Here is a 14,478-nt window from a genome sequence, read left to right as displayed (position 1 = left end):
TGTCCTTTACAAAGGGTACACTTTACACGTAGAGATAAGAAATCCCTAGAAAATGAGCGTTCTAAGTGTTACGCTATAGGCGAATTGAATTGAGGGGTGTTCGGAATATGAAAAAGAAATTATTTATTACACGAAAGTTCCCAGCGCATATAGTTGAGCCATTGAAAGAGTATTATGATATCGAACAATGGGAGGAGGAGGAAATTGTTATACCACGGGAAAAACTATTGGTAGCTGTTGCAGATTGTGAAGTATTGTGGGTAACGATTGCTGACCAAGTCGATGAAGAGTTATTATTACACGCACCCAATCTAAAACTCGTGACTAATTTAGCCGTTGGATACAATAACATTGATGTCAAAGCTTTGCGTAAGCGTGGAATAATGGCGACTAATACTCCAGGCGTTTTAACAAATACGACTGCAGATTTAGTATGGGGATTATTGCTTGCGACTGCTCGAAGAATTCCAGAAAGTGAACGATATTTGCGTGAAGGTAAATGGAAAAGCTGGTATCCGATGCAATTAGTAGGTAAAGATGTTTCAGGATCCACTATAGGAATTATTGGTATGGGACGTATTGGCCAAGCTGTTGCTAGACGAGCAAAAGGTTTTGATATGAAAATTTTATACAACAATCGTAGACGTCGCCATGAGGTAGAAGAAATGTATGGCTTTCACTATGTATCGTTGGAGGATCTTTTAAAGCAATCGGATTTTGTTGTGATTATGACACCTTCTAACAATGATACTGTAGGACTTATAGGAGCTGAGGAACTTGCTTTGATGAAGGATGACGCAGTATTAATTAACGCATCACGTGGTGGCATTATCGATGAGAATGCACTGTATGATACGTTGAAAAATGGTAAGCTGTGGGCAGCAGGGCTAGATGTCTTTGAACAAGAGCCTATTGCATTGAATCATCCTTTATTGACGCTTCCTAATGTTGTAGCACTTCCGCATATCGGTAGTGCCTCGCTTCAAACTAGAACTGCTATGCTGATGCTGAACGTTAAAGAGCTTACCGCATATGGGCAGGGCAAGGCTGTAACAAATCGAATAGATTAATAGAAGTAGGAGAATCTTTTGCGATAAAGCAGCAAAGACTTGCTTGTATCTGAAATAAATGTATAAATCAGCTGTGATTATAAGAAAAGGGGCTGGGACATAACTAAATGGTTCCTTCATAAAGCCGAATAATCTCTAAATTAACAAAACACGATAAATAGAAAAACCGAACTATTCCGAAACACGTCATGAGAGTTTCATTGGATAGTTCGGTATTTTTGTTGGCTGAAACACATTTGTCCCAGCCTCTTAATAAATAGCGTCCATTATCTATTAAACATATCAAATAAACCGCCAATGCCACCTTCACCTTTAGATTGACCGCCACCGCCTTGAGAAATTGGTGCTGCAGCGAAGACACGGCTTGCTAATCGGCTAAATGGTAATGATTGAATCCATACTTTACCCGGACCCTTTAAAGTAGCGAAGAAGATACCTTCACCGCCAAATAAAGCAGTTTTTACGCCCTTGACCATCTCGATATCGTAATCTACATCAGATGTCATAGCAACTAAACAGCCTGTATCAACACGTAATACTTCACCGGGTGCTAGTGTCTTTTCGTGAATAGTGCCGCCTGCATGTACAAAAGCCATGCCGTCTCCTTCAAGCTTTTGCATAATGAAGCCTTCACCACCAAAGAAGCCAACACCGATTTTTTTCTGGAATTCAATACCGATTGAAACACCTTTAGCGGCAGCTAAAAATGCATCTTTTTGACAAACAATCTTTCCGTTTAATTGGCTTAAATCCATTGGAATAATCTTACCAGGGTATGGAGAAGCAAAATACACATGGCGTTTACCTGAACCAACGTTCGTAAATGTCGTCATGAATAAACTTTCACCTGTAATTAAACGTTTTCCAGCTCCAAATAATTTACCCATAAGACCACTTTCTAGGCTTTCTCTTGAACCATCGCCAAAGATCGTTTCCATATGGATGGAATCATCCATCATCATTAAAGCTCCAGCTTCAGCTACCACGGTTTCTTGAGGGTCAAGCTCCACTTGCACGTATTGCATATCATCGCCATATAATTTGTAGTCAATTTCGTGATTATTCATTAAGGATTCCTCCAAAAATTAATTTTGTTATTATATACGATTATAAGTTGCATTAGTTTCATTGCACAATTAAATATTTTAGAAAAAAAGGGAATAAGCTAGTAAATGTCGAATATAAAAAACTAGAATGAGTATTTTTTATTTTCATTCAGCTGAAAATTTGTGATTGTTTTAACTTCTTTTAGCGGATGTCACGGAATCAGATGACATCAATGTTCAGCTAAAGAAAATAAAGCCTCTGACGATTGTCACCGATGTTATTAATTCAAAAGCATGTTCTCCAGACATCCATATATTAAAAATTCGGAATTTTGACATATCTAATTCTATATACTATAGAGTAATAGATGAATCTGTCTGAAAGCAATGCAATTGGTAACATTGAGGCAGAGGCACAATAGATAGTTCAGGGGGTGTATGTAGTGGAAATCAAAAACTATATCGGCGGTGAATGGGTAACACATTCACATTTACAAAGTATAGTAGTGACCAACCCTGCAAATGGGGAGCAGCTAGCTACAATACCGTTATCTACTGCAAGTGAGGTAAATGAAGCGGTAGCGGTTGCAAAAAATGCACAAAAAAGCTGGGCATTAGTACCTGCACCTAAACGTGCTGACTATTTATATGCCATCGGTCAAAAAATGAAAGAGAAGAAGGAACATTTGGCGACCGTTTTAACAAAAGAGATGGGGAAGGTTATTGAGGAAGCTAGAGGTGAAGTACAGGAAGGGATAGACATGGCCTATTATATGGCTGGTGAAGGGCGACGGTTATTTGGGGAGACAACACCGTCAGAGCTAGCTAATAAATTTGCCATGAGTGTACGGGCACCAATTGGCGTTGTAGGTTTAATAACTCCGTGGAATTTCCCTGTAGCTATTGCTACTTGGAAGTCATTCCCTGCAATAGTTGCTGGCAATACGTTCATTTGGAAGCCGTCGAATGAGACGCCAATGATGGCGTATGAGATGGGCAAAATTTTTGAAGAGATTGGCTTACCAGGCGGGGTAGCAAATATCGTCTTTGGTACGGGGCCAACAGTTGGGACAGCATTGATTGAACATCCAGATGTTAAGGTCATTTCATTTACCGGCTCTACAACAACAGGCAGCAAGGTAGCAGAGCTAGGCGGTAAACACCTAAAGAAGATTTCATTAGAGATGGGTGGAAAAAATGCAGTCATCGTTATGGATGATGCCGATTTACAGCTAGCCACTGAAGGCATTTTATGGAGTGCATTTGGCACTGCTGGACAAAGATGCACAGCATGTAGTCGCGTGATCGTGCATAAAGATGTAAAAGAGGAACTAGAAAAACGTCTATTAGACGAAATGCAAAAGCTAACAATTGGGGACGGCCTGGATGAAGGTGTGAAAATTGGACCTGTGATTAACAAAGCCGCATTAGAAAAGATTAATCACTATGTGCAAATCGGCAAACAGGAAGGGGCAACGTTGTTAGCTGGAGGTAGAATTTTATCTGAGCCTCCTTATGATAAAGGGGTTTATTATGAGCCTACACTATTTACCAACGTGAAGCCTGACATGATTATTGCACAGGAAGAAATCTTTGGTCCGGTCGTTTCTTTAATTGAAGTAGCAAGTTTGGATGAAGCAATCGAAGTAAACAATGGCGTAAAATTTGGCTTATCCAGTTCAATTTTCTCACAAGATGTGAATACGATTTTCCGCGCACAACGAGATTTAGATACAGGTATTGTTTATGTGAATGCTGGCACGACAGGTGCTGAAATCCATTTGCCATTTGGTGGCACAAAAGGCACGGGGAACGGTCATCGTGACTCGGGTGTAGCTGCTTTAGATGTCTATACAGAATGGAAAAGTATTTATGTGGACTATAGCGGTAAATTACAAAGAGCACAAATCGATACAGAATAACAGATCAATGAAAGGGGATGTTCTTGATGAAAGTTGTTGTATTAGGTGCAGGTTTAATGGGGAAAGAGGTAGCTCGTGATTTAATAAAAAATAGCAAAGTGGAGCGTGTATTTTTAGGGGATATAGACGTGAATATAGCGCAGAACTTTGTGGACTCATTAAATACAGATAAGATTGAGGTTGTAGAGCTTCATGCTGAGTGCGACGACTCGTTAATGGAAGTTATCTCAAAAGGCAATGTAGTCGTTAATGCATTATTCTATTCCTTTAATGAGCGTGTAGCAAGAGCGGCAATCGCAGCTGGTGTTCATTCCGTGGATTTAGGTGGTCATATTGGCGGTGTAACAGAAAAAATATTAGATCTTGACGAAGAGGCAAAAGCAAAAGGTGTAACCATTATTCCAGACTTGGGTGTTGCTCCAGGTATGGTCAACATTTTAGCGGGTTACGGTGCTTCGAAGTTAGATGAGGTAGAATCTATTAAACTATTTGTAGGCGGTATTCCTACAGAGCCGAAACCACCTCTTCACTACACACGCGTATTTTCTCTAGATGGTGTCTTTGATCATTACACAGAGCCATCAAAAGTGATTCTAAAAGGTAAACTTCAAGAAGTTCCGTCGTTATCAGGCGTTGAACCTATTTATTTCAAAGATTTTGGTGTGCTTGAGGCATTTTATACATCTGGCGGTATATCGACGTTGGATAAGACATTCCCAAATGTCCAAACACTAGAATATAAAACGATTCGTTATAAAGGACATGCAGAGAAATTTAAGTTATTAGCAGATTTAGGATTCCTCGATGCTAGTAATAAGGTAGAGGTAGAAGATCAAGAAGTTTCTGTGCGCCCAGTTGTTCGTGAGGCACTTAAAAAGAAACTTGAGCTTGGTACAAAACCAGATGCAGTGCTACTGCGCGTAATTGTAGCGGGTGAAAAAGCGCAACAACAAGTGACTTATGAGTTCGAAATGGTTGTGCGTAAAGATATGACGATTAATGAAACGGCTATGGCTCGTGCGACAGCAAATACAATTTCTGTCGTTGCCCAAATGATTGGGGAAAATAAAATTACAGAGCGCGGTGTATTTGCACCTGAATCAATTGTACCGGGCGACATTTATATTCGAGAGATGGCAAAACGTGGTGTTGTCATTAAGGAGACGTCTCATATATCAGCAATGATTGTGAAATGGTAGGTGCTTGGTTATGAATTTCGAATTTACCACTGAGCAAGAAATGCTACGTAAAACAGTGAGGCAGTTTGTGGATGCCGAGATTATTCCACATATTGCGAAGTGGGATGCTGAGGGTGGCTTCGATCCGAAGATTTGGTCAAGACTTGCTGAGCTAGGCTTAATGGGTGTTTGTGTACCAGAACAATACGGTGGTAGTGGAATGGATTACAATGCACTCGCCATCGTTTGTGAAGAGCTTGAACGTGGAGATACAGCGTTTCGCACAGCTGTTTCAGTTCATACAGGTTTGAATAGCATGACTTTAATGCAATGGGGAACAGAGGCGCAAAAACAGCAATATCTTGTTCCACAGGCAAAAGGAGTTCGGATTGGGGCATTTGGTTTAACAGAGCCCGGAGCAGGGTCAGATGTAGCCGCAATGTCTACCACCGCTGTAAGGGATGGAGACTTTTACGTGTTAAATGGACAGAAAACATGGATTTCGTTATGTGATATAGCTGACCATTTTATCGTTTTTGCCTACACTGATAAATCGAAGAAGCATCATGGCATTAGCGCATTTATCGTAGAGCGTTCCATGGCGGGTTTTACATCGAAGGCCATTAAAGGTAAATACGGAATCCGTGCTGGTAATACGGGCGAGCTCTTTTTTGAAAATCTACGTATACCTATAGAGAATCGCCTTGGAGAAGAGGGAGAAGGCTTTAAAATTGCTATGTCTGCGTTAGATAATGGTCGTTTTACAGTAGCTGCAGGTGCTGTTGGTCTTATTCAAGCGTGTCTCGAGGCAAGTGTGAAATACTGTCATGAACGCGAAACATTTGGTAAACCCATTGGCGAGCACCAGCTAGTAGGACAGATGATTGCTAACATGGAAGCGGGCTATCAAATGAGTCGCTTACTTGTATATCGTGTTGGAGAGTTAAAAAACAAAGGTGTCCGTAATACGCGAGAGACATCATTAGCAAAGTGGCAGGCTTGTGATTTTGCCAATAAAGCTGCGGATGATGCTGTTCAAATTCATGGAGCATATGGTTATTCGGATGAATATCCGGTCGCTCGTTATTTACGTAACTCGAAAGCACCGGTTATCTATGAGGGTACACGTGAAATTCATACAATTATGCAGGCTGACTATGTATTAGGAAAACGTCAAGATAAGTCATTGGCAAAAATGCTACCAAAATGGCCATTTGAAGAATAAGCGTTTTATGGTGACTTTTTATTGATTGATTCGACGTTAATTAGACTTGCTTCTTTTAACTTCTTTCGGAGGTAGCATCTACAAAATGTGAAATTCATAAAGAAAAAGCCGATTTCCTAAACGTTAAAGGGATAATCGGCTTTTTACTAGTGGTCTTAGTGGCCGTAGAAAGTATAAATGATACAGTTGCTTTCTAGTTAGGGATCCGAATTTCGGGTTCTTTTTTTTATGTTAAATAATGGTTTTATCGTCTAATTGTGTCTTAACGTTCAAATTATGCAAGAAAATATTACTAAAAATAACATTTTATATTGCTTTATTCACATAATATGTTATTTTTAGATGGGCAATATAGTTCCAAATAATCAATATATTACCACTATGTAAAGCTAGTACTATAGGAGGATTTGTTGTGAAAAAGAAATTAAAACTCAATCAAGTGTTAATTGGAGTAAGTACAATGGCACTGTCGTTTGGAGCGTTACAAGCGGAAGTATCAGCAGCAGAAAAAACGCCTTATAATGTATTACAAATGAAGCCTGTTGGCATAGATACTCCGAAAGATGTAAATGCACATTCTACAACGGCTGATGAAACATTATCATTTGAAAAACGTTTGGAAATGGGAGATTTTTCGGAACACCCAGCTCCAACTATAAAGCTTGATGAAACGAAGCAATTGCAGGAAAAGTACTCGATGGCAGAGCTTAATAGAATGAGCGATAGTGAGCTAATTGATACGCTAGGAAATATTCGCTGGTATCAAATTACAGACCTATTCCAATTCAATGATGAAACAAAAGCTTTTTATCAAAATAAAGAACGCATGCAAGTTATTATCAATGAATTAGGGAAAAGAGGAAGTTCTTTTACGAAAGATGATTCAAAGGGTATTGAAACATTTGTTGAGCTATTGCGTTCTGCTTTTTATGTTGGATTTTATAATAAGGAACTAGGTTATTTAAATGAGCGAAGTTTCCATGATAAGTGTTTACCAGCATTAAAGGAAATGGCTAAGAATCCGAACTTTAAACTTGGTACAGATGAGCAAGATAAAGTAGTATCCGCCTATGGGAAATTAATAGGTAATGCTTCTAGTGATGCAGAAACAGTTCAGTATGCTGCGAAGATTTTAAAACAGTATAACGAAAATCTCTCTACATATGAAAGCGATTCTTTAAAAGGGCAAGCTATCTATGATTTAATACATGGAATTGATTATGACTTACAGTCGTATTTGCATGAGACAGGTAAAGAGGCTAATACGACGATGTGGTATGGAAAGATGGATAGTTTCATCAATGAAGTGAATAAAATTGCTCTTATACATAATGTAACAGATAACAATAGTTGGTTAATCAATAATGGCATTTATTATGCAGGGCGTTTAGGAGGATTCCATAGTAATCCGGATAAAGGTTTAGAAGTAGTTACACAAGCGTTGCATATGTATCCATATTTAAGTGAAGCTTATTTTGTGGCAGTAGAGCAACTTACTACAAATTATGGTGGAAAAGACTATAGTGGCAATACACTAGATTTACAGAAAATGCGTGAAGAGGGAAAGAAGCAGTACTTACCGAAAACATATACATTTGATAATGGATCGATTGTATTTAAGACGGGAAATAACGTAACAGAAGACAAAATTCAAAGATTATACTGGGCTGCAAAAGAAGTAAAAGCACAATATCACCGTGTAATTGGGAATGATAAAGCATTAGAACCAGGCAATGCTGACGATGTATTAACAGTTGTCATTTATGACTCTCCAAATCAATATCGAATAAATCGTCAATTGTACGGGTATGAAACAAATAATGGTGGTATTTATATTGAAGAGAAGGGAACTTTCTTTACATATGAACGTACGCCGGAGCAAAGTATTTATAGTTTAGAAGAGTTGTTCCGCCATGAATTTACACATTATTTACAGGGAAGATACGAGGTTCCTGGTTTATTCGGAACGGGAGATATGTATCAGAATGAACGACTAACATGGTTCCAGGAAGGAAATGCGGAGTTCTTTGCAGGATCAACACGTACAAATGATGTGGTTCCACGTAATAGTATTATTAGTGGATTATCATATGAACCATCACAACGCTACACAGCTGAACAAACAATGTTTGCAAAATATGGATCCTGGGATTTTTATAATTATTCATTTGCACTGCAGTCTTATATGTATAATCATCAATTTGATACATTTGTTAAGATTCAAGATTTAATTCGAGCGAACGATGTGAAAAATTATGATGCGTATCGCGATGTATTAAGTAAAGATCCACAACTGAATTCGGAATACCAAGCTTATATGCAGCAATTGATTGATAATCAAGAAAAATACGAGGTGCCACAAGTATCAGAAGATTATTTAGTGAAACATGAACCAAAAGCGTTAAATGAAGTAGTCCAAGAAATTGCCGATGTTGCTCATGTAAAAGATGCAAAAATTACAAAACATAAGTCTCAATTTTTTAATACGTTTACAGTCGAAGGTACGTATGTAGGTGGTGAAACAAAAGGTGAATCTAAAGACTGGAAAACGATGAGTGAACAAGTGAACCAAGTACTAGATCAACTGTCGCAAAAAGAGTGGAGCGGCTATAAAACTGTGACAGCGTATTTTGTAAACTACCGTGTGAATGCAGCAAACCAGTTTGAATATGATATTGTTTTCCACGGCGTTGCGACGGATGAAGGAGATCATCAAGCACCTATTGTAAATATAAATGGTCCATACGCTGGAATCGAAAATGAAGAAATCCAGTTCAAGAGCGATGGTTCAAAAGATAATGATGGAGAAATAGTTTCTTACCTTTGGGATTTTGGTGATGGAAAAACAAGTGAAGAGGCAAACCCTACTCATGCTTACGAAAAAGAAGGCACATATAATGTGACATTAACAGTGAAAAATGATAAGGGAATAGAAAGTAAGGATCATGCAATTGTAACTGTACGTAAGGGAGCACAAACAGAGAATAATCATCCGGAAGAAGCGAAAATAATTCCATTTAATACGCCCCTAAAAGGTAGTTTGATTGATGATAATGATACGGATGTATACACATTCGATGTTACATCTCCGGAAGAAATAGATATTTCTGTCTTAAATGAAAATCAAATTGGAATGACATGGGTGCTTTATCATGAGTCTGATATGCAAAATTACGTATCATTTGGACAGGAAGATGGAAATAGTATAAAAGGTAAACTTACTGCAGAACCAGGAAAGTATTATTTATATATTTATAAATTTGATAATGAAAATGGGACATATACAGTAAATGTACAGAATGAAGTAAAAACAGATATAGAACCAAATAATCGTCCAGAAGAAGCGAATGTGATTCCATTTAATATGCCCCTAAAAGGTAGTTTGTTTGATGATGATCATACGGATGTATACACATTCGATGTTACGTCTCCAAAAGAAATAGATATTTCTGTCGTAAATGAAAATCAAATCGGAATGACATGGGTGCTTTATCATGAGTCTGATATGCAAAATTACGCATCCTATGGGCAGGAAGATGGAAATGTTATAAAAGGTAAATTTACTGCAGAACGAGGAAAGTATTATTTATATATTTATAAATTTGATAATGAAAACGGGACATATACAGTAAATGTACAATAATTATATTTTTAATTAGTAGAGGCTGATCTGGTCTCTAAAATATCAAGTGTCTAACCATAAAAAAGAGCAGCAGCTAACGTAGAATACATTAGCTGCTGCTCGTAATTATAGTCTATATAAGCCGAGAGGGATTCACTTCCTCTCGTTTTTTACTGAGAAAAAATTCAGAATACTGTAACTTTCCTACGCTTTGACAGTCTAATTAATAAACAAGTTTATGAAAGGTAGGAAAAATAATGAAAAAGAAGTGGTTAGCAATTTTACTCATCGCAGTACTAGCTATTTTGCCAGGAATTATTATACTGGTCTCGACCCCGAAAGTAGAGGCACAGACAGCGAGTGCGAGTATGACAACCCATAGTTGGCAAGTATCCTTTACGGAGGCACTAAAAGAAAACGAAATAGCGAAAGACAATGTTTACGTAACAAATAGCAAAAATCAAAAGGTAACAGCAACAGTAACATTGGGTGAAGATAAAAAGACAATTATCGTAAGCGATGTAGCACCTGGAAGCTATAAATTACATGTGAAAAAAGAAGCGTTTGTACTGGATGGACCTAAAACAACATCGCAAGTAATAGCATTTACCATCATTGAAAAGCTTGAAGCTGTAAAATCAGAAAAAGAACTACAACAATATTTCGAAACACTTTTAGCTAACTCACAAAAAGAACTGAATGAGGCAACCGTAGAATTGGAAAAGAGCGATAACAAAGCGAGTGCAGACAAATCCTCTACAACGAATAATCAAGTCGAAGGAGTGGAGGAAGGCGATGTAGTTGTTGTCAAAGATGGCTTTATTTATGCTGTAAAAGATCATGGCATTACTGTAGTGAATGCTAAAGATCCAAAAAATTTAAAGTTAGTAACAACAATCAAGCTGAAGGAGTCACAATATATTTCGAAGCTAGCATTGTATGACAATTTATTAATAGCGATAGGGGATGAATATTTAGAAAAAGTAGGCACAAGCATGTCGACAGCTACTTTGTATGATATTTCAAACCAAAAGAAACCGAAGCTCATACGTGAAGTGGGGCAAGAGGGATATATACAAGATATTCGAATTACAAATGACACATTATATTTAATCGGTAATATGTATCCGAATTATTGGATGCTGAGAGAGCAAAAAACGCCGGATTTAAAACCGAAAATATTTGATAGTGTAGAAGGAAATGAGTACAAAAGTTTACCTCTAGAGAAAATTTCTATTTTACCAAATACAATGGATGGAACATATAGCTTAATTACAGCAGTGGATTTAAAAAATGGCGCAAAGACAGCTGCGAATACTAAGGGATACTTAGGCGGTAGTAGTGGACTTTATATGTCGGAGAATGCTCTTTATTTAACAACACCCATTTATGATGGAAATCCAGTGCCTGCTGCTGGCCTCATTATGGATAGAATCTGGATGCCAAGAACAACAAATACACAAGTTTTTAAATGGAATGTTGATGGAACTGTCATGAATTTTGTTGGTACTACGGAAGTAAAAGGAACAGTGTTAAATCAATACTCAATGGATGAGTATGAAGACAATTTCCGCATCGTTACAACTGAAGGAAATGCATGGGATGAACAAAAAGTATCACGAAACCACCTATTTATTTTAGATAAAAATTTACAAGAGCTCGGTGCAGTAAAAAATTTAGCTCCTGGTGAAAAAGTGTATTCTGCACGCTTTATGGGCGAAAAAGCATATGTAGTAACATTTAAGCAAGTGGATCCGCTGTTTGTTATTGATGTCGCAAATCCGAAAAAGCCAACGGTGCTAGGTGAGCTAAAGATTCCAGGCTTTAGTAACTATTTGCATCCATTAGACGATACGCATTTAATCGGCATCGGCTATGATACCGAGCAACGCTATGATGCATATTCGAAGCGTAATTTTACGGTTACAACTAATATGAAAATGTCATTGTTTGATGTTTCAGATTTCAAAAATCCTAGGGAACAATCAACAGTAAAAATCGGTGGAGAAGGCTCATATTCCGAAGTTCAATACAATCCTAAAGCGCTATTCCGCAACAAGGAATACAATTACTTTGGTTTCCCAGTTGTCTTATATGATGCAGGGAAGGGTGATGAAATCGTCTACAAAGGTCAAGGCGCACAAATCTATGAAATCACTGCAGATAAAGGAATCATCCTAAAAGGAAATATTGTTCATAAAAGCACTGGCGACCAATATGAAAATTGGGAACAGCGTGTACAGCGAGTAGTCTATATAGATGACGCTCTTTACACAGTAGCTAACAATGAAGTAAAAAGCTATCAGCTAACAGACTTCAAACCGCTTGATACATTAACGATCAAATAAAAAGAAAGTCCAATAAACTCAAGGTGGAGTTTATTGGACTTTTCATGTTGTTGACAAGGCTCTTCTGCACAGCAAGGGATTGATTTTCGTTCCGGCTGGGCGCTTTGGTGCTGACGCTTCGTTTTCGCACAGAGCAAAGCTTCCTGGGGGTGCCACTCCAATCAACTTATCCGCATGACATACGTTTTAATAAAATATCACCCAACTTTTGAGTTTTATCTACTAACTTTTGCTTTTTATCTACCAACTTTCACGTTTTATCTACTAACTTTCGCATTTTATCTACTAACTTTTACTTTTTATCGACATCCACCTCCCGAAGAAGCGACAGCAACAATGTTTTTTATCTGTGCGAAAGGCCCATAGGAAAGCGAGTGATTAACCTCTCGTTATGCCGAAGTTCACTGATGTAATAAGTTTTTTAACAAAAGAAAATCCAATAAACTCAAGGTTTATTGGACTTTTTTTTATTTTTGACGATATGGAAGAATTTCTGATACTGTCACGAATTCATAGCCTTGCCCTTGTAAATAAGCAAGAACGGAATCAAGACCATCGGCAGTTGATTGATGAATATCATGCATTAAGACAATGGCGTTATTGTGTAAATTATTTTTAACATTAGGTAGTAACTGTTGTGCATTGCGATGCTTCCAGTCTAATGTATCAATCGACCATAAAACAACAGGAATTGGAATTTGAGCGTTAATAGCCTTGTTTGTTGCTCCATATGGTGGTCTAAATACAGTTGGCTTTTGATTAATGGCCTTTTCTATCTCCGCAACTGTAGATGTATATTGATTTACTGCCGACTCTAGTGACAGTTTTGTTAATACAGGGTGGTTCCATGAATGATTACCTATTTCATGTCCTCGTGCAAGAACGTCTCTTGCGATATCAGGATAATATTGTACACGACTACCAAGCATAAAGAAGGTAGCTTTTGCATGATATTTATCGAGCGTATCTAAAATCTGTTCTGTAACCTTTGGATGTGGGCCATCATCAAAAGTTAAGGCAATACGCTTTTTGTTTGGATCTCCTGTATTAGTTGGCTTTACCGGTTTTTCCATCGCGATCTGGAATTCAGAAGCTAACAACGGATTAATAAGTGATAGTGGGAGCTTCACAATTGGTGAACCAGCTGCTCCGCTAGCAATCTCGTACTCATCAAAGTAGAATTGTATTGAATCATCAACGATAGCAAAGCGATTAAAGTTAGACCACTTCGGTTCAGTTGACTTTATTAAATCATCCTTGAAAAGCTCATCCTTTAACTTGAGGTTTTGTTGTAAGTCGTTACGTACATGAGTAGCTAAGGCTGATAAGTTGTTTTTATCGTTGTTCAACAATGTTTTAATGGAGATTAGTTCACCAGTTTCTTGATTGATGAAGAATGTTTTTGTTGAAACCTCAGGGTTGGCGCCGCCTGTATACAACATTTTTGTTAGTACAAAGGAATAGTAATGCTTTTGATATGGGAAAGGTTCCAAATTAATATTAAGCTCACCCATTACCTCTTTATCTTTATTTTCTTTCATAGATGACAGATAGTTTTCTTTTGAATCCGTTATGTACTGTAATACAGCATCGTTAAAAGCTTTATTATCTGTTTCTGGATAGTGAATAGAAAAAGGAGTTCGCTTGTCATTAGAGACATCTGTTACAATACGTATACCTGGAAACGCAGAGCTTTCTGTTGATAGATTACTCTTTATTGAATCTGAAGTTGTCTCTTTAGAGGCACTAATTTTTTGAAACTTAAAGTCATCCTTTGATAGGACAATGACTAAAATAATAGTTGTTAATGTAATGATGAGGCCAATTAATAGGAAATCAATCATTGGGCCGCGTCTTTTTCTGCGTTCCGGCATTTTGGTGGATACGCTCCTTTCCATATTTATTTTTCTATACTGCTTATAAAATCAGACGTGTTAGTCTTTGAAAAAGTTATACGAATCTATAAAGTTTTGCTATCAATTTATGGGAAACCCATTTTCATGAATAAATTACCCATTTGCTTACCATTTCTAACATATGAAAGCCAAAGTACTTTGGTTAAAAGTT

General features: G+C 37.6%; 8 protein-coding genes. 6 read left to right on the top strand and 2 right to left on the bottom strand.

What is annotated here, in order from left to right:
• Positions 1–107: 107 nt before the first annotated feature.
• A complete protein-coding gene (locus ACYQ73_RS17450; RefSeq protein WP_460013666.1) occupies positions 108–1,070 on the top strand; it encodes a 2-hydroxyacid dehydrogenase in 963 nt (320 codons plus the stop codon).
• A 266-nt stretch (positions 1,071–1,336) separates the two neighbouring features.
• Here ACYQ73_RS17450 and ACYQ73_RS17445 read toward each other — a convergent pair whose 3' ends face one another.
• Complete coding sequence (locus ACYQ73_RS17445; protein WP_460013665.1) at positions 1,337–2,137, bottom strand: TIGR00266 family protein; 801 nt, start codon at positions 2,135–2,137, stop codon at positions 1,337–1,339.
• Between the two features lie 422 nt (positions 2,138–2,559).
• Here ACYQ73_RS17445 and ACYQ73_RS17440 point away from each other — a divergent pair, with 422 nt between their 5' ends.
• The 5 genes from ACYQ73_RS17440 to ACYQ73_RS17420 all read left to right on the top strand — a co-directional run bounded on the left by ACYQ73_RS17440 (position 2,560) and on the right by ACYQ73_RS17420 (position 12,411).
• Positions 2,560–4,038, top strand: a complete 1,479-nt coding sequence (locus ACYQ73_RS17440; protein ID WP_460013664.1) for an aldehyde dehydrogenase family protein — start codon at positions 2,560–2,562, stop codon at positions 4,036–4,038.
• 26 nt (positions 4,039–4,064) lie between these two features.
• Complete coding sequence (locus ACYQ73_RS17435) at positions 4,065–5,237, top strand: saccharopine dehydrogenase family protein (RefSeq protein WP_460013663.1); 1,173 nt, start codon at positions 4,065–4,067, stop codon at positions 5,235–5,237.
• A gap of 10 nt (positions 5,238–5,247) precedes the next feature.
• Entirely contained in the window at positions 5,248–6,441 is a 1,194-nt protein-coding gene (locus ACYQ73_RS17430; RefSeq protein ID WP_460013662.1) for an acyl-CoA dehydrogenase family protein, read from the top strand.
• 412 nt (positions 6,442–6,853) lie between these two features.
• Entirely contained in the window at positions 6,854–10,084 is a 3,231-nt protein-coding gene (locus tag ACYQ73_RS17425) for a collagenase (protein WP_460013661.1), read from the top strand.
• Positions 10,085–10,320: 236 nt separating this feature from the next.
• Complete coding sequence (locus tag ACYQ73_RS17420; RefSeq protein ID WP_460013660.1) at positions 10,321–12,411, top strand: beta-propeller domain-containing protein; 2,091 nt, start codon at positions 10,321–10,323, stop codon at positions 12,409–12,411.
• A 467-nt stretch (positions 12,412–12,878) separates the two neighbouring features.
• On the opposite strand, the gene ACYQ73_RS17415 is transcribed toward ACYQ73_RS17420, so the two are convergent.
• A complete protein-coding gene (locus ACYQ73_RS17415) occupies positions 12,879–14,285 on the bottom strand; it encodes a polysaccharide deacetylase family protein (RefSeq protein WP_460013659.1) in 1,407 nt (468 codons plus the stop codon).
• Positions 14,286–14,478 lie beyond the last annotated feature (193 nt).

The sequence above is a fragment of the Lysinibacillus sp. CTST325 genome (assembly GCF_054665055.1).
Note: the sequence above shows the minus strand (reverse complement) of the source record. Positions and strands in the feature narration are given on the sequence as shown.

Bases quoted from the DNA above. Each gene is read 5' to 3' on its own strand.
- ACYQ73_RS17430 (WP_460013662.1), top strand. From the start codon at position 5,248: ATGAATTTCGAATTTACCACTGAGCAAGAAATGCTACGTAAAACAGTG.
- ACYQ73_RS17415 (WP_460013659.1), bottom strand. From the start codon at position 14,285: ATGCCGGAACGCAGAAAAAGACGCGGCCCAATGATTGATTTCCTATTA.
- ACYQ73_RS17450 (WP_460013666.1), top strand. From the start codon at position 108: ATGAAAAAGAAATTATTTATTACACGAAAGTTCCCAGCGCATATAGTT.
- ACYQ73_RS17420 (WP_460013660.1), top strand. From the start codon at position 10,321: ATGAAAAAGAAGTGGTTAGCAATTTTACTCATCGCAGTACTAGCTATT.
- ACYQ73_RS17435 (WP_460013663.1), top strand. From the start codon at position 4,065: ATGAAAGTTGTTGTATTAGGTGCAGGTTTAATGGGGAAAGAGGTAGCT.
- ACYQ73_RS17445 (WP_460013665.1), bottom strand. From the start codon at position 2,137: ATGAATAATCACGAAATTGACTACAAATTATATGGCGATGATATGCAA.